Source organism: Candidimonas sp. SYP-B2681 (genome assembly GCF_003971065.1).
GTDB lineage: Bacteria > Pseudomonadota > Gammaproteobacteria > Burkholderiales > Burkholderiaceae_B > Pollutimonas.
In genome coordinates, this window is sequence record NZ_RYDV01000006.1 from 261343 (window position 1) to 281139 (window position 19797).

14 protein-coding genes are annotated in these 19797 nt (G+C 56.7%); 11 read left to right on the forward strand and 3 right to left on the reverse strand.

The genetic code is table 11. From position 1 onward, the window contains the following. Positions 1 to 150 precede the first annotated feature (150 nt). Positions 151 to 6045 carry a peroxidase family protein gene (locus tag EKL30_RS19245; protein WP_126707874.1) on the reverse strand — a complete coding sequence of 1965 codons (5895 nt, stop codon included), beginning with the start codon at positions 6043 to 6045 and terminating at the stop codon, positions 151 to 153. Between the two features lie 724 nt (positions 6046 to 6769). On the opposite strand from EKL30_RS19245, the gene EKL30_RS14165 reads away from it, so the two are divergent. From EKL30_RS14165 to EKL30_RS14215, 11 genes are all read left to right on the forward strand, one after another. Further along, a complete protein-coding gene (locus EKL30_RS14165) occupies positions 6770 to 7579 on the forward strand; it encodes a putative hydro-lyase (protein ID WP_126707875.1) in 810 nt (269 codons plus the stop codon). A gap of 107 nt (positions 7580 to 7686) precedes the next feature. Next, complete coding sequence (locus tag EKL30_RS14170) at positions 7687 to 8745, forward strand: TRAP transporter substrate-binding protein (protein ID WP_126707876.1); 1059 nt, start codon at positions 7687 to 7689, stop codon at positions 8743 to 8745. A gap of 72 nt (positions 8746 to 8817) precedes the next feature. Beyond that, positions 8818 to 9438 carry a TRAP transporter small permease subunit gene (locus EKL30_RS14175; protein WP_126707877.1) on the forward strand — a complete coding sequence of 207 codons (621 nt, stop codon included), beginning with the start codon at positions 8818 to 8820 and terminating at the stop codon, positions 9436 to 9438. Beyond that, complete coding sequence (locus EKL30_RS14180) at positions 9435 to 10718, forward strand: TRAP transporter large permease (protein ID WP_126707878.1); 1284 nt, start codon at positions 9435 to 9437, stop codon at positions 10716 to 10718. The genes EKL30_RS14175 and EKL30_RS14180 overlap by 4 nt, the downstream gene beginning before the upstream one ends. Before the next feature lie 57 nt (positions 10719 to 10775). Then, positions 10776 to 11459 (forward strand): DUF2848 domain-containing protein, encoded by a 684-nt coding sequence (locus EKL30_RS14185; protein ID WP_126707879.1) that lies wholly within the window; start codon positions 10776 to 10778, stop codon positions 11457 to 11459. A gap of 99 nt (positions 11460 to 11558) precedes the next feature. After that, positions 11559 to 12908 (forward strand): amidase, encoded by a 1350-nt coding sequence (locus EKL30_RS14190; protein WP_126707880.1) that lies wholly within the window; start codon positions 11559 to 11561, stop codon positions 12906 to 12908. A gap of 96 nt (positions 12909 to 13004) precedes the next feature. Continuing rightward, positions 13005 to 13475, forward strand: coding sequence for an antitoxin Xre/MbcA/ParS toxin-binding domain-containing protein (locus EKL30_RS14195; RefSeq protein ID WP_233583140.1), 471 nt, complete (start codon positions 13005 to 13007; stop codon positions 13473 to 13475). Continuing rightward, positions 13475 to 13954: an RES family NAD+ phosphorylase gene (locus EKL30_RS14200; protein ID WP_126707881.1), complete on the forward strand. Its 480-nt coding sequence runs from the start codon at positions 13475 to 13477 to the stop codon at positions 13952 to 13954. Before EKL30_RS14195 ends, EKL30_RS14200 begins: the two co-directional genes overlap by 1 nt. Before the next feature lie 152 nt (positions 13955 to 14106). Further along, the gene (locus EKL30_RS14205) at positions 14107 to 14949 is read left to right on the forward strand and encodes an SDR family NAD(P)-dependent oxidoreductase (protein ID WP_126707882.1); all 843 of its coding nucleotides are present in this window, start codon (positions 14107 to 14109) and stop codon (positions 14947 to 14949) included. Positions 14950 to 14974: 25 nt separating this feature from the next. Further along, on the forward strand, positions 14975 to 16048 hold the full coding sequence (locus tag EKL30_RS14210) for an amidohydrolase (protein ID WP_126707883.1): 1074 nt from the start codon (positions 14975 to 14977) through the stop codon (positions 16046 to 16048). A 54-nt stretch (positions 16049 to 16102) separates the two neighbouring features. Then, on the forward strand, positions 16103 to 17077 hold the full coding sequence (locus EKL30_RS14215) for a tripartite tricarboxylate transporter substrate binding protein (RefSeq protein ID WP_126707884.1): 975 nt from the start codon (positions 16103 to 16105) through the stop codon (positions 17075 to 17077). 114 nt (positions 17078 to 17191) lie between these two features. Here EKL30_RS14215 and EKL30_RS14220 read toward each other — a convergent pair whose 3' ends face one another. Both EKL30_RS14220 and EKL30_RS14225 read right to left on the reverse strand, forming a co-directional pair. Continuing rightward, a complete protein-coding gene (locus tag EKL30_RS14220) occupies positions 17192 to 17773 on the reverse strand; it encodes a carboxymuconolactone decarboxylase family protein (RefSeq protein WP_199748576.1) in 582 nt (193 codons plus the stop codon). A 132-nt stretch (positions 17774 to 17905) separates the two neighbouring features. After that, positions 17906 to 19711, reverse strand: a complete 1806-nt coding sequence (locus EKL30_RS14225; RefSeq protein WP_233583142.1) for an NAD(P)/FAD-dependent oxidoreductase — start codon at positions 19709 to 19711, stop codon at positions 17906 to 17908. Positions 19712 to 19797: the final 86 nt, after the last annotated feature.

Genomic DNA, 19797 nt, shown 5'->3' on the forward strand with positions numbered 1-19797 from the left:
GTATGACATCGCCAGCTCGATTGAGAGGTCAGATTGGGGGGGGTGGGGAGGGGAAGAAGTACCACGATGCACAGTCGTCTTGCAGTGCTGGACTGCCGCGCGACAATCCGCAGCAGTGGGGCCGGATCGCTCCGGCCCCGGTTTAATGCCTTAAGCTAGAAAATACTCATTCATATAAGAAGGATTTGCTCCCGCAGGTGCTACTTCCGTTGCTCCCTCGCCAACCAGTATGAAGGAATCGATTTCCATAGAGTCGGAGTCCATATTGGCGAGCAGCATGTTTTTGCCGTTGATGGTCAAAAACATGTCGTCGCCAGCTGTAGTCATGCGCACCAAGGAACTGAAATTAGCGACAGTGACTCCAAGATCGCGCAGGTCGATTTTATCTTCGCCTAAAGCAAAATCGGTGATCACGTCTTTGTCGCCGAAAACGAAGATATCGTCGCCCGAGCCGCCGATCAGGATGTCGGCCCCCGTCCCTCCATCCAGCAAGTCGTTGCCTGATCCTCCATCAAGTACATCATTGCCGGATCCGCCTAGCAATACGTCGTCGCCCGAACCGCCGAACAACAAGTCATCGCCCGATCCTCCGTCAAGAACATCGTCGCCACCGCGACCGTTCAGAATGTCATCGCCTGAGCTGCCATTCAGTTTGTCCTTGCCCGCGCCACCATTGATCATCACCGCTTTGTTGCCAATACTGACTGTCGTCACTTCATCGGCGCTGCCAAATGCGCTGACCTGTTGACCCGTCCCTTCGGGCAGGATGATGGCATCCTCCCCTCGCAGAGCGCCGACGATCGTGTTTTCGGCCGCGCCGCCATTAATGGCGAAGGTATTGAAACTCAGGCTTGTACCGGTGAAATCTCCCACCACCTGAATTACGTCGCCGTTGCTCGTTCCACCCCCCATGCCTCCAGGAGTGGTGACGTGCAAACTATTGACAAAGATCTCTTCGATGTTGTCCAGTTCGGCGATCACGGTGCCATTTCGTGCGACCACGACCTCGGTGTTGGCATTAAGGAGCAGGCCAGCAAATGTTGTCACTGCCGCGGCGCGACTGTATATCGTGAACGTCTCCGTGCCGGTGGAGCCATTGAGCCGGTAAGTGTCAACACCGGTTCCGCCGTCGACGAAATCGCGACCGCCCGAGCTGCCGGTTTGCGTGATCGTGTCATTGCCGGTGCCACCGTAAATAATGTCGTCGCCGGTACCCCCATTTATCGTATCATTTCCACCCATACCAAAGACGATTTGCGATCCACTCGCGCCCATACTGCCGCCGTTCAGGTTTGTGTTGTTTGCATCGGTGCCGTCGACGACGCTGTAATTCGTTCCGGCAAACCGAATGGTTTCGATTGTGCTCAGCAAGTCGCTTCCTTCGGCGCCGGTATTGTCGGTAACCCTGATGGTGGTACCTGAGCGGTCTAGCGTGAAGTTCTGGGCGCGGCCGCTATAAACAGCGGTATCGGTGCCGCTGCCCCCGATCAATGTGTCATTGCCGGCCCCGCCGTCGAGTGTATCGTTGCCAAGCCCGCCGTCGAGTAAATCGTTGCCCCCGCGACCGTTCAAGGTATCGTTGCCGGAGTTTCCATTTAGGACGTCATCGCCGTCGGTGCCGCTATAGGTTTCGCTACCCGAACCTCCGTTAAACAAATCGCCGACTATGCCCGTGGGGGACGAAATCAGCGTCTCGACATCGCCTTTGCCGTCGGTGAATGTAACCGATACGCGCAGGGTGCCGCCAACCTGGCCCGCAGTCCCCCCCACGGTATCCCTTGGTATAAATGTCCTGCCTGTGGCGCCAGCGATATTGGTCCAGGTCGTGCCGTTGTCGCGGGACAGCTGCCACTGATAACTAAATGCGCCCAAGCCGTCCGGATCCGCAATACTCGAGGTGTCAGCGGTTAACGTCTGCCCCTCTAATGGGGTCAGGTCGCTGATGACGGGCGCCCCTGTTGCCGGAGTATTGAGCAGGGCTTCCAAGTCGTAGTCCACGGTGCCGCCTGCGCCATCGGAAAAGCGCAACTTCTCGATATTGAACAGCCGGTCGGTTCCGTCGAAAGTGGGGCCGGTAACGACAGCATCGGGCTCATTGCCTTCGTCAGGATTCTGAGGTTTGACAAAGCCCGTGTGGGCGACAGTAGCGCTGCCATCGCTATTGCGAGTGAAGGTGTAGTTTTGCACCACATCGGTATAGACGGCAGTGTCGACATCTCCTGCGACATTCCCATCGAGAATCTCGCGCACTATATATAGATTGCCGGGATTGATGCTGCGATCGAACACCAAGGCGTCCAGGGTGCGGCCGCCAAAAATTGTGGCGCCCGTCGCATCGTATACCTTTCCGTTCATGCTGTCGGCCGAACCGATTTCGCGGCCAGAGGCGTCTTTGATGCCGATGCGCACGTTAAGCCAACTGTCGCCGTCAATAATGTCGTCGCCAGCCAGACCTTTGATAACGTCGCTTCCGCCCCCACCCAGCAAAATATCGGAAGCGTCCGCCGTGTCCATCGCGATCGTTTCGGTGATGCCTGCAACCGTCACGGTGCTGCGTGCCTTATGCGCGACGAGTTCGGCCAGACCCGAAATCAGCGAAATGTTCTTTTCAAGAAGCGCGTTTGAATAGGACTCCAGGATACTGTCTGCCGCTGGAATGGCGGCGGTATTATCCAGTTCGGCACGAGCATTTGTGGCAAACATGCGGCCCGTCAGCGTGTCGTTGTGTTTCCAGCCTGAAAGGCCTTCCACCAGGTCGAAACGATCCCGCAAGATGAAGGCTTCTTGGGTCGCAAATAACGGTATGCCCAGGTCTGAATTCGCGGCCTTGCTATCGCCCTTGTGAATCGCCCAGTCGAACCCGGCCATGCCATTGCTGCGCTGGATGCCTTCATTTTGGAACATGATGTCATCACCTGACTCGCCATCGTAGTCGGTGTCATTGCCATTGCCATTCAGCACGTCGTGACCAATGATTGACGAATTGAAGAACAGCTCGGAATTGTCGCCGGCCAGGGTGTCGAATCGGCCGCCACCTTCGATCCAGTCATCGCCTTCGTTACCCATCAAGAAGTCGCCGCCGTCGCCGCCGAGGATGAAGTCATTGTCGCGGCCGCCCCGTACCGTTTTGCCATCGGGACCGGCCACAAGGAAGTCTTGCCCTTCATTGCCGAATATCAGGGCCATGCCGCTGCCGCCGTGTATGGCATCATTGCCTGCGTCGCCGCGCAAGAAATCGGACTCGCCGATGTCGGTGCCACTGTTGGTGATGATGTCGTCGCCGTCACCGCCGAAGATATGATCCACGCCATAGCCGGCTTCGATTGTGTCGTTGCCACCGCGCCCCCAGACGGTATCGTCGCCGGCACCGGCTATCAGGATGTCGTCTTCCTCGGTGCCGCCAAGGACGACGTGATCACTGCCGTGGTAAATAAGCACGTCCATATCGCCGTCGCCATCCAGATCGCGACGCACCACCATGGGGCTGATCGCATTCAAGAAGGGGTCGTCAAACTCAGGATCGTCGCCTATTTGACGCGACTGATCCATCTCGAGTGTATGAGCGGGTGTGGAGAAAATATCGCCCGGCAGTGCTGTGGCGTCGATGTCGCCAAGGTCCGTAGCGCGCATCATCATTTTGCCAAACGAATTGTTCTCGAGTTCGTTAAGCAGGTTCAAGCCCTGGACGCGCGACAAATAGTAGAAACGATCCGCGTCCTGCAGATTTTCCAGCTGCATTTCGAACACGAAACTGAAGGTGGATCCAAGCATGCCCCCGAAATCCATGTGCTTCTCGGCCAGACCGCCCACCCAAAGATCAACCAGATTCAGACCGGTTTCCACATTGCTCCAGGCGCCAGTGGAGTACAGAAAGTCCAAACGGTCAAAGGGGGCGTCGTCGCCACCGAGCACCAGGTCAAGTGCCGCTTCGCGCTTTTCGTTAATCGTCAACGCGTTGATTATGCTGGAGTGCTCGCCATAGGCCGCAATGAAATTTACGATCGACGCAGGGTTCTTCAAATTCAAAGCGAAATCGGCCCAGCTGGTATAAGGCTTCAACTGGGTGTCTTGCCCCGCGATTTGATAAAACTGGGCGCGCGCCTCGTTAAGCGAGGGTAGCCCCGTGTCGCGGCCGCGTGCAATATTGATGGCAGGAAGGTCCAGAGGTATGCCAAGCAACTGGTTGCGCAAAGCATTGGTGACAAATTCATCGATTTCGTTGCCAGCTTGCCGCGACATGCCGCGAACAATTGCGCCCATGGCCGTGCTGTGGCTGATGAGGTTGTTGTTTTCATCAAACTGGGCCAATTCAAGCGGATTAAGAAAAGCGTCGAACAGCTTAATGTTTTTGAACTCGCCGCCGGCGGTGATGCGATCAATATTTTCGTTCAGCATGGAATGGCCGAAGCGATACACCGCATGCGCAAATTCCGCAAAAATCGCTGGATTGATATCGGCCGACGGCTCGAATACAAACGCATCGATATCCGGCTGCATCTTGCGCGCAAATTCCTCGAACACCAGATGCTGGTACTCCATTTCAGTGGTGAACCGGCTCGCCTGGAACAAATGCTCGCCGTTCCAGACTAAAGCGTCCACATCGGCCTGTGCGGTCGGCACCGCAGTGACCTTGACCAGCAACCACTCATTCAGGAATTTCAGGTCGTTGGATTGCAGAATGACGTCTTTCGTATGCTCGACCAGACGGTTGTGTTCGGCATGGAAAACGTGGTGAATCGTGCTCAGTCCGATGTTTTCATTCCCGCGTCCGTCGCCAGTGATGTAGTGGGCGTCCAGCAGTTCGTTATCGTACGATGTTTGCTGGCCCCTATTGTTGAAGCCACCACTGTAGCCGGGCGCCGTATCATCGTCGGCCTGGAGCACCCCATTAAGGCTCACAGGCGCCGCTGCGTGCGCTATGTCGTCCAGAAAGGCATTCGCGGTACGCACGGCCATTGCGGTGCTAGCGGGATTACCGGGGGTGCCGGAAATCACGACGTCGTCGGCAGTGTTGGGGATATTGTCCTGCCCCAACCCCACCACGAGTTGTGCGAAACCAGTGACCGGATCGGGAATGAAATTTCCGTAAGGATCGACACGAACCAGCGGAACCATCCCCACGTCGGCATCGGTAAGCTCGATGCCCAGCATCTCGCGCGCCTGCGTCTTGATATCAGCCCATGTCGCCAAGCCGCGCACGCCCTCGAGCAAGTGGCCCGTCGCCACCGGCTTTCCCTCGTGCATCACGTATTCGCGAAGAAACACTTGATGTGACGGATTCGACGTGTAGGTCTGGTTTTGATCTACCCACGGCGTGGTCAAGTTCGTCGTATCGGGGGTCGCCCTGCTTAGTACCATAAAGTTGGTCTGGCTGCCCGGCACGTACAACGGGTCGTCCGAGCGCAGCGGCATATATAAGGTGCCGCCGGTTTTGGGAATCAGATCGAGTCCGTGGTCAAAGAACTGACCGAACAATGTGAACAGGCCGTTAAACGGCGCCGAGGAGCCAAGGTCGGACGCCACGTTGATGAACTGATAAGTGACCACCGGATCGCCATTGGCATGCAGCACCGGAACGCCATTGTTCAACACTGGCGTTTCAGCGACCTCATAGCCAGCGTCGCGCCATTGTTGAGCGACGGCGACCGCAGCTGGATTATTGCTCGTTTGATCAACGATCAGGTTTGATATCAGGCGCGGGTCGGCGTCGACGACGTCTCCGGGCGTGCCGTAGTCGTTATTGTTGGTTATTGGGTTGAAGGTGTCATCCCCTTCGTTGCGAAAGACCGGCGTCGTAAGCGGAAGGAAGGGCTGGTTAGAAGCGCCCCAAGTTTCGCGACCCTCGATCAAATTATTGTAACTGCCGTCTACCGTGCGTAGCCCGTAGGGCAGTAAATGGGCTTGCAGTGGGCCCGTTCCTTGCGCGCCAGCGGCGGTCCCCGCTTCGGCAACGAGCTTCGCCAGATCGCCGCCATTGGCGTGCGCTTCAGCGATTTTGATTTGCTTAAGGATGAACTCCAGATCGTGCTTAACCAATGTGACCATTACCCCTCTCCTTGAGAATTTATATGTCTCTGGATGTCTACAAATGAACACCGGCAGCTGTGATATGTTGCTGGATAGTTACCCAAAGCAAGCAAGCTTGTTTAACGTGTCAAAGTATGACCCAAAGCTGGAGCGAAGCTTATGTCCGGGTGTTACGTTGCGTCGAGTCAGGGCTATGGGCTAAGCCGTATGGGTGCCGCACTTTCAGCAGTGGAATAACGTCTGCGTTCTTGGCTAACTAGAGGATCAACACGCAGCCCTTTGGCCGACAACGCTACGTTTCCGCTCCGCCGACCGGCGACAGAACGTTAAGATCACGCGGCGGATCGGGCTGAACGGCGCCGGCCAATATGCTGGCACAGGGAAGCGGGCCCATATTTGCTGATGTAAGTAAGCGGCTTAAGCCGAATTCCGTCGTATAGGTCCAAGGCAGTGCGCTGAATAAGCGCAGCCCAACGACCTACAGGCCGCTGCACCCAGATGGCGCGCAGCGGCCTGTCGTTTACCCCAATATCAGCTTCTTTGCATGCTGGATGGAATCGCCCGATAATTACACGGTGCGCACTGTCGCCAAGCTGTCTCGGGAATTGCCGTGCAGTGGTCTGCGTTCTGGATGTATAGGTTCTTACAACGCCGCATTGAAGCAGCAGTTGGATCGGCTGGCCAGATAGCGTGCAGTCGTGGGGAGTCGGAATTAACGTCGATAACGACTTAAGGCGCTTCTATGTATCATACAAAAGACACCACTCGCACACGCAATACCAGCGCAGTCCTTTGCCGCCAGGCGATCCGGGACGAGACGCATAATGGCCCCACAGCCGGGCTGGCGCCGGGGTTTGTACAAGCCAATCTGATGATCCTCCCGCAAACGCTTGCCGCCGAATTTTTGTTGTTTTGCCAGCGTAATCCTAAGCCCTGCCCCTTGTTGGCCGTCACCGAGCCAGGCGACTATATCGTACCGGCTCTGGGTCAAGACCTCGATATACGTAGCGACGTGCCGAAGTATCGGGTCTGGCGTCATGGCGAACTAAGCGCTGAACCCCGCAACCTGCGGGATGTCTGGCGCGATGACTTGGTTACCTTCGCGATCGGCTGCTCGTTTTCATTCGAAGAGGCCTTGCTGGCCGACGGCATAGACGTGCGGCACATCAGCCAGGGCACCAATGTGCCCATGTACCGCACGAACATTCCTACCAGCCCGACCCCCTCGCTGCAAGGCCCGCTAGTGGTATCGATGCGTCCGATGCAGGCCCGCGACGCGATCAGGGCTATCCAGATCACCTCACGCTTTCCTTCAGTGCATGGCGCGCCCGTCCATTTAGGCGACCCGGCCCGCATAGGCATCCACGACATCGACCAGCCCGACTACGGAGATGCGGTCGCTATCGGCGATGGTGAAATCCCGGTGTTCTGGGCCTGCGGCGTAACCCCGCAGTCGATTATCCAGACGGTGAAACCAGAATTCAGCATCACCCATGCCCCTGGTCATATGCTGATTACAGACTTGCATAACTCGCAGTTAGCCTCTTTTTAACGTCCAGCAAACCTGTCTTTTTTATCGGATGAACCCATAGCGGTACGCGACCCCGGCGCGCCAAGCAAATCAAACATATCGCCGGAAACCACCTAGGAGAATCTTCTATGAAGCGTTTAGCACTCTCGACCTTGGCCGCCAGCAGCTTGCTGCTCGGGGTGAACACCTTTGCCCAGGAAAAAGTGGCCGACCTGCCCAAAACCCAGCTTCAAGTGGTGGGCGGTTTAAGCAATCTGACCGCTTACCAGAATTTTGAGCAACCCTTCTGGACCAAAACAATCCCCGCACTCTCCAATGGGCAAGTCACGGCGACGATCAAAGGCTTTAATGAAATGGGTCTGAAGGGGCCGGAAATCCTCCGACTGATCAGCCAGGGCGTGATACCAGTGGGCACGGCCACCCTGGCCTACTTTGCCAGCGACAACCCGATTAACGAAGCCATCGATTTGGCCGGTCTGGCCCCCACCCCGGAAATAGCCCGCCAAGTCACTGATGCCTTTGAACCTGTCTACCAAAAGTTCTACGAGAAAAACGGGATCAAAGTGCTGGGACTTTCCACCTATCCGGCGCAAGTGCTGTTTTGCAACGCGCCAGTATCAAGCCTGTCTGATATTAAAGGCAAAAAGGTGCGCACCAGCAGCCGCACCACGGGTGAATTTGTGCAGGCCCTGGGCGGCAACAGCGTAACCATTCCCTTTGGCGACGTGGTTCCTGCTTTGCAAAATGGCGTTGTGGATTGCGCCATTACCGGCTCCATGTCTGGCTATTCGGCCAAGTGGTACGAAGTCAGCACCCACCTGTACGCCCTGCCTATCAACTGGAACCAGCAAATCCATGCGGCCAACCTGGCAGGTTGGAACAAACTGGACCCGAAGGTACAGGCTTTCCTGCAGAAGAACATTGACGTCATGACCGACCAGATTTGGGACGCCGCGGCAAAGGAAACCCAGCAAGGCTATGACTGCAACACAGGCGCAGCCGCCTGCACCTTGCCCATCAAAGGGAAGATGAAGCTGGTCGAACCCACGGCTGCCGACCGCGAAATGCTCAAGAAGATTCTGACCGACACCATTGTCCCAAAATGGGCTGCGCGATGCTCAGCCGAATGCGTCAAGGATTTCAATGCAACGATAGGCAAACAACTCGGCATCACAGCCTCCAAGTAGTTAACAGGGAGTTTTTCCCGGGCGGCTCTCTGGTGCTCCAGACGGCCGCCGGCCAATTAAGCGGTGACCAACATGAAATCATCAGATCGTTATGCTTTCGTCAACCAGTTGCTAAAAGTAGCCACAAGTCTTTCGCGCTTTGCGATGTGGGTCGCTGGCGGCCTGACTCTAGCGAGTGCCATTTATATTTCCGCGGACGTCATCGCGCGCAAGTTCTTGAGTTTCAGTCTTGGGGGCTCGGACGAACTTTCCGGCTACGCCTTCGCCATCAGTATTTCATGGGCGCTTTCCTTTGCCACCCTGCAGCGCGCGAACATCCGTATCGACGCCTTGTATCAATTGCTGCCGGTGCGCATCAGCGCCATGGTGGACTGGATAGCGCTGGTATGCCTGGGCGTATTCATTGTGTTTCTGACCCGCTATGCGGGCGACGTTGCGGGCCAATCATGGGCTAACAACTCAACCGCCAATACCATTCTGGCTACACCTTTGTGGATTCCTCAGTATCTGTGGGTCGCGGGCCTGGTCTGGCTATGCGTGGTATTGGCCCTGATGCTGCTGCGGTCATCCCTGGCCTTGGTAACCGGCGACCTGGATACCGTGCACAGGATCTGCGGTATCCGCAGCACGCGTGAAGAGGCTGAAGAAGAAGCAGTAACTGGCGAACGCATGGTTCGAGGAGAAGCACAATGATTACTACTACCATGGTGCTTTTACTTGTCTTCCTGGGCTTGAGTATCCCCGTGGGCGCCGCTCTGGGCTTGCTTGGCCTTATTCTGGACCCTTTATATTCCATGCTGCCCCTGACTCGGGCAATCGGCGAAGTATCCTGGAGCACAAGCAACGAATTTCTGCTGGTCGCCATTCCCCTATTCATCATGTTGGGCGAAATCTTGTTGCGCTCCGGGCTGGCAGAGAAAATGTACGGCGCAATGAGCCTATGGCTATCGTGGCTGCCTGGCGGGCTTATGCATGCCAACATTGGGGCCAGCGCCTTGTTTGCCGCCACATCTGGCTCGAGCGTGGCCACCGCGGCCACGGTCGGCACCGTCGCCATTCCTCAGATTCACAAAAAGGGCTACAACGAATCGCTTTTCCTGGGCAGCCTGGCCGCTGGTGGGACCCTCGGCATTTTGATTCCGCCGTCGATCAATCTGGTGATTTATGGCGTCCTGACCAATACCTCTGTACCCAAACTGTATCTGGCCGGCATCATTCCTGGCCTTGGCCTGGCAGCGCTGTTCATGGTGTGCATTGGCATTGCCTGCACGATCAAGCCCAAATGGGGCGGTGAAAAAATAAGAGCCACCTGGGGCGAGCGGATCGCCAGCCTGGTTCACTTGATACCGCCTATGGGGATCTTTCTGCTGGTGGTGGGTTCCATTTACGCCGGCCTTGCAACGCCTACAGAGGCCGCTGCATTAGGCGTGGTGGGGGCCCTGATACTGGCCGCGTCTGTAAAAAGGCTGACCTTCCCCATGCTGCGCGACGCCCTCGAAGGCACGATGAAAGCCACCGCCATGATCATGCTGATCGTGATTGGTGCGGCATTTTTGAACTTCATCATGTCTGCCACCGGGCTGACGACCGCGATCACCAACACCATCACTGGTCTGGGCGTGTCCCCGGGTTGGATGCTGCTTGTACTGGTTCTGTTCTACCTGGTCCTGGGCTGCTTCATGGAAACCTTGTCCATGATGATCACCACCATCCCAATCGTCGCGCCGATCATGATTGCGCTGGGCTATGACCCTATCTGGCTGGGTATTGTCATCATCGTCCTGGTTGAAGCCGCACTGATCACCCCACCCGTCGGCCTGAACCTGTTTGTCGTACAAAGCTTACGAAAAGCCGGCAGCATGAACGACGTCATGATTGGGAGCTTCCCCTTTGTCATCATGATGATGGTGCTGATCGCCCTGCTGGCCGCATTCCCTGGCATCGCCCTGTGGCTGCCCTCCGTGTTCGAATAACGGTTTTGCGCCGACACACAGAAACGGCGCCACGCCATAACTTCTTGGATAATCGCAATGAAACTTTCCTTTAATGTCGCGTCGGATTCGGGCAGCGAAGACGTCAGTGTCAACATCACGACCTGCATTGTTGCGGGCTGGGCCGGGCGCGACCAGGCCGCCATTGAGCACCATATCGAAGAGCTGGCCGAATTGGGCGTACCGCGCCCCAGCGCGGTGCCTTTGTACTACCGTATTGCCTCGAACCAGTTATCGCAAGAATCAGAAATCGAAGTGGTCGGAAACGGCTCATCCGGCGAGGCGGAAGTCTTCGTTTTCTCGCACGGAGGCGAAATGCTGGTCAGTCTTGCCTCGGACCACACCGACCGCAAGCTGGAAACGCACAGCGTTGCGCTGTCCAAGCAGCTGTGCGCCAAGCCCGTCGCTGTCGATGCCTGGCGCTATGCCGACGTCGCAGACCATTGGGATGAGCTGGTACTGCGGTCTTGGATTGAAGAAAACGGCAACAAGGTCTTGTACCAGGAGGGTACGCTGGCTACCCTGCGCCACCCGTCCGATTTGATTCAAGGCCACTTCGCACAAAGCACCATGCCGGAACACGCAGGCATGACCTGCGGCACGGTAAACGCCATTGGCGGCATCCGCCCATCGACGTCATTCGACATGGAACTTTTTGATCCCCATCGCCAGCGCAGCATCCGGCATAAATACGCCATTAAGATCTTGCCCGAAATCGCATAATAATCGGCTTACAATCCCCGGCAATGGCTGCCCTTACAGGACAGATTCTTTGCGCCAGGCAACCTGCCTCGACACCCTCTTTCAAGCTGGCTGAATCCTATGCTGCCCACACTACTCGCGTTACAACACCAACTGGATCAAGGTGAAACCACATCGGTGGCGCTTACCGAAGCCGCCCTGGCACGCATCGCTGCGCCCGAGGGCGAGGGCAGCCGAGCTTTTACCAAAACCTATCGCACACAGGCCATGGCCGCAGCTCAGGCATCCGACACGCTGCGGGCCGCAGGCCTCGCGCGCTCGCCCATCGACGGTTTGCCGGTTTCCATTAAAGACCTCTTTGATGTCGCCGGCGAAACCACGCTGGCCGGGTCTGTCGTGTTGAAACAGGCTGCGCCAGCAACCCGCAGTGCGGCCATCGTGCAGCGCCTGGTCGAGGCCGGTGCGGTCATCGTCGGGCGCACCAACATGACTGAATTCGCATTTTCGGGTCTAGGCCTGAATCCGCATTACGGCACGCCCAGCAACCCTTGGGACCGCGGCACAAGACGAATCCCAGGCGGCTCATCGTCGGGTGCGGGGGTATCGGTGGCCGACCGAATGTGCGTTGCCGCCATCGGCACCGACACTGGCGGCTCGGTCCGGATCCCTTCGGCCTTTTGCGGCCTGACCGGCTTCAAGCCAACCGCCCATCGGATTCCCGCCCAAGGTGCCTTGCCGCTGTCGACCAGCCTGGACTCCATTGGGCCCTTGGCGGCATCCGTCACCTGTTGCGCCATCCTCGATGCCATCCTGAGTGGTCAGGCGTATTCCCCGCCCGTCGCCCCAGCATTGCGTCACTTGCGCCTTGCTGTACCGACTACCCTGGTGTTGGACGGCGCCGACGAACACGTCAGCACCGTTTTTCACCGGACACTGGAAACGCTGAAGCGCCTGGGTGCACAGATTGAAGAAATCGCGGTGCCGGAATTTGAACAACTGGCCTACATCAACCGGGCGGGTGGCTTCACCTGCTCGGAAGCGTGGGCCTGGCACCAAAAATGGCTCGCCGACCACGCCGAGGCCTATGATCCGCGCGTCTCATCGCGCATCATGCGTGGCAAAAGCATCAGCGCGGCGGACTATATAGAATTGCTTCAAAGCCGCCGTGAATGGATTGACGCTATCGAAAGACGCCTGGAACCCTTTGATGCCCTTTTGATGCCCACCGTGCCGGTCATCGCGCCCGCCATCAGCGATCTACAGGCTTCCGACGATGCCTACTATGGCGCCAATGGCCTGATCCTGCGCAATTCAACATTCATCAACTTCCTGGATGGTTGCGCCCTTTCCATTCCTTGCCATCCGGCCGGCACAGCGCCTGTGGGATTAATGATTGCCGGAGTGGCGGATCAAGACAGTCACATTTTGAACGTGGGATTGGCGTTGGAAAAAGCGCTGAGTAATCAATAGCGCCCTGCATTGCGCTTGTTGAAAAAAGCCTCTGAAACGTTGACTCGCGACTCCATCATTTGATAGTATATAAACATTCATATGATGGATTTCAAAATGAGTACATATACGGTGGGGGGTAGCAGCCGCGGGAAAACCAATCGTGAACGTGGGTCGGCCACGTTCTGGGATTTGGCGCATGAACGCAGCGAAATGACTGAGAGTCAACGCGTATCCTCCATCAAGGCCGGTCTTCAAACCATTTGGGCTGATGCGATAAAAAACGCTTTTGAAGTCTCGTCCCCCAACATGCTAGTGTTGATGAATCTGTCGTCCTCGACGTTAGAACGCCGACGCAAGTCTGCACAACCACTGGACCTTGTCGCTTCTGAGCGCTTGGATCGCATCGCCAGTGTTGCGTTGATGGCCGAAGGCGTATTCGAGGACCAAGAGGCCGCCGCTCGCTGGATGTCCTCCTCCAATGTTGCGTTGGGTGGGGATGCCCCCGTAATGCTCTGCGAAACTGAACTTGGCGCAAGGCAGGTTCGGCGCGTCCTCAACGCACTGGAATGGGGCGGCGTGGTCTGATGTTGGCCTGGAGAGTAGCAAAGACCAAACGCGCTTCTGACTTGTCAGGCCAGGGTGCGGCACTTGAAGGCGGTCGCTGGAACGACGTAGACGTTTCAGCCGTATACATGGGACTGTCGCCGGCAATTTGTTGCCTCGAAACCTTCGTGCATGCGACGTCAAAGCCAAGGTTTCAACTGAAGATCGCTTGCTTCGAATTGCCGGACGACCCATCGTTGTATTTGGAGCCTGATCCGCAAGGGTTACCAGCAGGATGGAATAGTCTGCCACCCGATCGCGCAAGCATGGATTTTGGTACTTCATGGCTAAAGTCCGGAAGGCAGCTCGGGCTTATCATTCCTTCCGCTGTGCTGCCTCTGGAACGAAATATCGTGATAAATCCGGATCATCCCGCACGAACTCAGATCAAACTGCGATACGTTTACGATTTTATCTACGACGAGCGCATGTTCGCCTATCGTCGCTCGAATAGCTCGTGATCGAATCGATCGTTTAGGGTTAACAGACTTTTGCAAATTCCGGCAAGGTGCTTACTGCCCGACATTATTGCTCGACCACTGCACTGCACGTAAGCTCAAGGAAATGCTTGCCGATCTGGCAAGCTAATTCTTATACATAGGGCTTCATGACCATGCTGGATCTACGGGGTAAGGTAGCATTTGTCGCGGGCGCCGGGTCGGTCGGCGAAGGTTGGGGAAATGGTAGAGCCACGGCCACACTCTTGGCACGCCAAGGGGCAAAAGTCTTCGGCACGGATTACAGTGACGAAGCTTTGGCCGGAACAGCCAAAATCATGGAGGAAGAAGGCCACTCGCACTGGGCTGGCACGCAGGCCGACATGACCGACAGTGATCAGGTCGAACAAGCCGTCCAAGAGTGCGTGCGCCGATACGGACGTATCGATATCCTCGTCAATAACGTAGGCGGCAGTGCACCGGGTAGTCCAGTATCCATGTCAGTCGAAGACTGGGATGGCCAGATGAACCGGAATTTGAAGTCCGCGTTCCTGGGATGCAAACACGTTCTACCTGTCATGGAACAGCAATTCGAGACCGAAGGCAAAGGTGGCGCCATCGTTAACGTCTCCAGTATTGCGAGCATGAGTTTTCAGGTTCAAGGCCGCGTACATGTGGCCTATGCCGCATCCAAAGCTGGCCTGGAAGCATTCAGCCGTGCCACGGCGGTTGCATACGTTCAAAAGGGAATCCGAGTCAATACCGTCGTCGTCGGCATGATGGACACGCCTTTGGTGACGGAACGCCTCACTAAACAGCTCGGAATAACGCGCGACGAGCTGGCCGCAAAACGCGGCGCACTTGTACCGATGGGCCGCATGGGAGACGCCTGGGACATTGCGCATGCGGTTCTGTTCCTGGCAAGCGATGAAGCGGGTTACATCACGGCGACGCAGCTAGTGGTAGACGGCGGCGTAACGGCAGCCCGCCCCGGAGCCATCGAAGCTTCGCCCCGCTGAAGGCTTTGGACTGCTGCACTATTCCATGACGAGTTCTCCTTTGCACATTCCTATTCGCCCCGAATGGCTGGACAGCCAGAAGGAAGCTCCGCTAGATGCGGCGATTCCGGTTATCGATTCGCATCATCACCTATATGATCGGCCCGGCGTCCGCTATTTGCTTGAAGAGTATCTGAAAGACATAAACGGTGGCCACCATGTTCGGGCCACCGTGTTCGTGCAGGCGCGCGCCATGCTGCGCTCCGACGTGGCAGTGCACTTGCAACCGCTGGGCGAGACGGAGTTCGCCAACGGCGTTGCCGCGATGAGCGCCAGTGGCCTGTACGGCAACGCGCGGGTATGCGCCGGCATCGTGGGCCAGGCGGATTTGACGCTGGGCGATGCGATCCGACCGGTGTTAGAGAAGCACATCGCCATCGCCGGAGGCCCAGTAGCCGAGGGCGGCCGGTTCCGAGGAATTCGGCAAACCCTGGCCTGGGATGCCGACGCATCCTTGACGAATTCAGCCTACCCGACCTCCCAATTCATGATGGAATCGCCCGAGTTTCGGGCAGGCTTCGCACATCTGGCCCCCTTGAATTTGAGCTTCGAAGGCTGGCTCTTCTTTCATCAACTTCCACAGTTGGCGGCGCTTGCGCGCGCCTTTCCATCGACACCCATTGTGCTGAATCACTGCGGGGGCATTGTCCGGATCGCGGGGTACGCCGGGCGTGATGACGAGGTCTTTCGTCAATGGAAAGACGGTCTGATGCAACTGGCACGCTGTCCGAATGTCATGATCAAGCTCAGCGGGCTGGGAATGCGACTGGGCGGGTTTGGCTTCGAGGAACAATCCCAGGCTCCGACATCACAGCAGTTGGCAACCGCATGGCGGCCCTGGATCGAAACCTGCATCGAAGCCTTCGGATCCGACCGCTGCATGTATGGAAGCAATTTCCCGGTCGATAAAGGAAGTTATGACTACGGCGTTGGGTTGAATGCACTGAAACGATTGACAGAACAAGCCAGTCAGGCGGAAAAGAATGACATTTTTTGGCGTACCGCCATGAGGTTTTATCGCCTGCCAGCGTTTGATCTTAGCGGTTCGAATCACCTCTGATTATCCTAGCAACATAAGGACGTCATTTCCACATACTGCAGGACAGGAGACTATATGATCAATACCAGAAGACTGATGCTCAAAGCGGCTTTCGCCGCTCCTATCGCGGTCATGGGCCGTAGCGCTTTCGCACAGGGCTACCCTGCCCGACCCGTAAAGATTATCGTTCCTGCTGGGGCTGGTACTGGTATCGACGCCGCTACGCGATTTTTTGCCGACCCGCTTGCCAGTCAGCTTGGCCGGCCATTCGTTCCTGAAAACCGTCCTGGCGCGGGTGGGCTGCTAGGCTATTCGCAAGCGGCGAGATCGGCTCCCGACGGATACACGCTAATTCTTACCGGCATCCCCTTATACCTGCTACCGCTGTTCTCCGAAGCGCCAAAGCCACCCTTTGACCCGCTGACCGATTTCGTCCCGGTCGCAAGAGTCATGCGTGTGCCCTCCGCGATCGTCGTGGCGCCCGAGTCGCCCTACCAAACTCTGGATGATCTGCTTAAGGCAATGCAGAACAATCCCAACGAAATTACCTATTCATCGCAGGGTGTCGGCAGTACCGCCCACTTGTGTACTGTCGTCCTGAACGATATGAGCGGAACCAAGGCCAAACATATTCCGTATAAGGAAACAAGTATGGCGCTGACCGATGTCGTGGGGGGACGCATCGCTTTCACGTGCCAGAGTTCTGCCGGGATGTTGCCGTTGGTTCAGGGCGGCAGGCTGCGAGCCTTGGCCGTAACGAATTCCAGTCGCTGGAAATCGCTGCCAGATGTCCCGACCGTTGCAGAGTCTGGTGTGGCGAACTTTGAGGTCTCTTCCCAACTGGACTTTATGGCGCCAGCGGGTACACCGGAAACGGTATTGAAACTGCTATCTGACAATATTCGTCTGGTTACGCAAACCTCGCAGTTCGAGCAGTTTTGTCTCAAACAAGCCATTGAGCCAGAATTCAAGGACTACAAGACGCTAGTGCCAGAGATCCAGCAAGAAGCTGCACGCTGGAAGCGGATCGTGGATCTGGCCCGCGCCTAGACTGATGATGCACTTGGCGGCCTGCGGCGATCACATGGCTGGCCGCTTGGTAACCTGAACGTACAGACGGGCGAATGAAAGCAACGCATCTCCCGTCTATTGCTCATTCCTGCCTCAGGACGCTAAAGCCTGATCATTCGATGTCTGATCCAGCAGTTCAGGTGCCAAACTGCCGGGCAGCCCAAGCTCGAACGCGTTGAGGGTCAAGGACACCCAGCAGTAGTAACCCAGGACACTGACCAGCTCGACCATGCCCCGTTCGCCTAAATGCTCGATACCGTATTGGTAAGCGTCATCGGGCACTTTGCCCGTTGCCAATAGTAAAGACGAAACATCGTACACGGCCCGGTAGCGGCTATCAGGCAACTTCGGAACCCGACGTGCAGCAATCGCGGCGATCATATCCGGGTCAAGTCCCGCCTTCAAACCCAATGCCTTGTGAGCCTTCCATTCATGGTGCGAGGTCCAGTGGCGAGCACACACCAAGATCGCAAGCTCGGTAAGATGGGCTTCCAGGGTCGTATCGAAACGCAATAATTCGCCCAGTTTTTGCCCTCGACGTGAGAGCTCCGGATTGCGCACCCATGCGATCATTGGGGCCGGCACTTTTCCACGAGGACCCGCGACGACTTCGGCGCAGACCGCAGCCTGTTCGGGAGTCATATCCGCCTCTGGCGGCATCTCAAGACGTGACATAATTATTTTCACTTAATTCAGTTATTGTGGCGCCGACTTCGGCCTTGCGTCGCGAACCCACCGTGTGCTCATCGACGGATTTACGAGCGGGTCTTATCCGGTGTGGCCCCCAGGATCCCCGCATTTACCCTGCTATTGAACAATTCCGACTTCCCTGGCTTTGATCTGCAGGGCGACATAGTGGGACCAAACCCGTCCTTGAGCGAATCCGCCCCCAGAAAACCACAGGCCTTTCTGTGGCGTGGGTTTATACATATTGCTCATTTCACCGCCTGAATCAAGCCCCCAAATCGGGCCGACCTTTTCTGCTATCTGTTGCCCCAATAACTGGCGCACTACCTCTGCCGGTGCTTGGTATCCGGTCGCAGCGACTATCAGATCGGCTTGTTCCAGGCTTCCGTCTTTCATTAATGCTCCCTCGGCGACAAAACGTTCTACTTCGCCATAGTGCAGTATGTCGATATCACCATTGGCGATAAGATCCGAGCATCCCACGTTAAGGTAGTACCCACCGTGGTTCCTACGGATTTTCATTTGGTGGCCGCCCCCTTCCGGACCAATGTCTAGCTTCATGCCACGCGCTTTAAGGGCTGCGAGCAGATCTTTGTCGATTTCCAGCATGCGTTGTGTTGCAAGCTGGTAGCCGCGAAGTTGAACCTGGAAGGTGCCGCTGGTTGCAATCAGGTCGCAGTCCTCCACCGACAATCCGTCTTTGTAGTAAATAGCGTGATTGATGCTGGCCGCTTTGACGCTGAACACGGTGATTGAGCTGCGCTGAATCATCTTCACGTTCGCGCCGTGGCCGTGAAGATCCTGCGCGATATCGTGAGCGCTATTGCCAACACCCAGAACCAATACATTCCTCCCACGCCATGGGGCGCCGCTATCAAAGCCCTGCGCATGCATGACCTCACCTTTGAAGTTGCTTAACGTCGGGATATCCGGCATGTTGGGCTCGCCCACGACGCCATTGGCAAACACCAGATGACGTGGATGCAGAATGCGTTCGGATCCATCGTCGCGTCGAACCCGCGCCGTCCATCGGTCGTGCTCTTCATCATAGCGGCCCTCCAGGAACTCCGTGCCTGTCCAGACATTGCACTCCATGGCAGTGGCATAGGTTTCGAGCCAGTCACCTAACATATCCTTAGGCAGGTACTTGGGCCAAGTGGTCGGGAACGGCATGTACGGCATGTGATTGAGTTCGATTTCGTTATGCAGTGCCAAGGCGCTGTAGCGCCGACGCCATACATCTCCGACCTTGGGCAATCGTTCGACGACCAACGCGTCCACCCCTAGCACGCGCAGGCGCGCCGCCAGCATCAGGCCATTCTGTCCTCCACCTACGATCAACACGCTAGGCTCGCGATCGTCGTAGCGTCGCTCCTTCGAGCGCTGCTTGGCCCAGGCCTCTCCGCCGAAGATGCGCGTGCTGGCGCCATCGGGGCGGGTGCCTGCCACCTTTTCTTCGTACCCTTTTAATTCGCGCAGCGAGGTGCTCATCACCCACGCCCGCTCGGGATCTTCGCAGAGCAGACGCAAGACTCCCAGACAGCGGCCGGCAGCCGTTTCGAACTGAAAGATGGCTTCAATGACCTCCTTGCCGGTACGGATCACGCGGCGCGGCGCTTGGTGGCCTTTAGCGATCTTGAAGTGGCGAGCCTGCACACCCTGCTGATGATCCAGCAGCGTAGACACGATCGCATCGCGTGAGTCAGACGGCGTCACATCCCAGGTAAATGCCACCAGATCGCGCCAATGCGAATCGTCAACGAATAGCTCCTCCAACATCGTGCGATCGCGTGCATCCAGCGCGTCTTCAAAGTTCGTCAGCCAGTTTTCCACATACTCGGCGTCGCTTAGCACGTCGGTTCGCACCTCATGCCTGTCCATCATTAATTCTTGCATATCTGTCCCTTCGTCTCGCTTGAGTTTCACGGTGGGACTTCCGCCTTCTACAGCGTTCACCCAATGTTGAAAATTCTAGCGGTAAGGTCTTCCCAGAAACAGGCTCTACAATGGCA

Bases quoted from the DNA above. Each gene is read 5' to 3' on its own strand.
- EKL30_RS19245 (WP_126707874.1), bottom strand. From the start codon at position 6,045: ATGGTCACATTGGTTAAGCACGATCTGGAGTTCATCCTTAAGCAAATC.
- EKL30_RS14165 (WP_126707875.1), top strand. From the start codon at position 6,770: ATGTATCATACAAAAGACACCACTCGCACACGCAATACCAGCGCAGTC.
- EKL30_RS14170 (WP_126707876.1), top strand. From the start codon at position 7,687: ATGAAGCGTTTAGCACTCTCGACCTTGGCCGCCAGCAGCTTGCTGCTC.
- EKL30_RS14175 (WP_126707877.1), top strand. From the start codon at position 8,818: ATGAAATCATCAGATCGTTATGCTTTCGTCAACCAGTTGCTAAAAGTA.
- EKL30_RS14180 (WP_126707878.1), top strand. From the start codon at position 9,435: ATGATTACTACTACCATGGTGCTTTTACTTGTCTTCCTGGGCTTGAGT.
- EKL30_RS14185 (WP_126707879.1), top strand. From the start codon at position 10,776: ATGAAACTTTCCTTTAATGTCGCGTCGGATTCGGGCAGCGAAGACGTC.
- EKL30_RS14190 (WP_126707880.1), top strand. From the start codon at position 11,559: ATGCTGCCCACACTACTCGCGTTACAACACCAACTGGATCAAGGTGAA.
- EKL30_RS14195 (WP_233583140.1), top strand. From the start codon at position 13,005: ATGAGTACATATACGGTGGGGGGTAGCAGCCGCGGGAAAACCAATCGT.
- EKL30_RS14200 (WP_126707881.1), top strand. From the start codon at position 13,475: ATGTTGGCCTGGAGAGTAGCAAAGACCAAACGCGCTTCTGACTTGTCA.
- EKL30_RS14205 (WP_126707882.1), top strand. From the start codon at position 14,107: ATGCTGGATCTACGGGGTAAGGTAGCATTTGTCGCGGGCGCCGGGTCG.
- EKL30_RS14210 (WP_126707883.1), top strand. From the start codon at position 14,975: ATGACGAGTTCTCCTTTGCACATTCCTATTCGCCCCGAATGGCTGGAC.
- EKL30_RS14215 (WP_126707884.1), top strand. From the start codon at position 16,103: ATGATCAATACCAGAAGACTGATGCTCAAAGCGGCTTTCGCCGCTCCT.
- EKL30_RS14220 (WP_199748576.1), bottom strand. From the start codon at position 17,773: ATGTCACGTCTTGAGATGCCGCCAGAGGCGGATATGACTCCCGAACAG.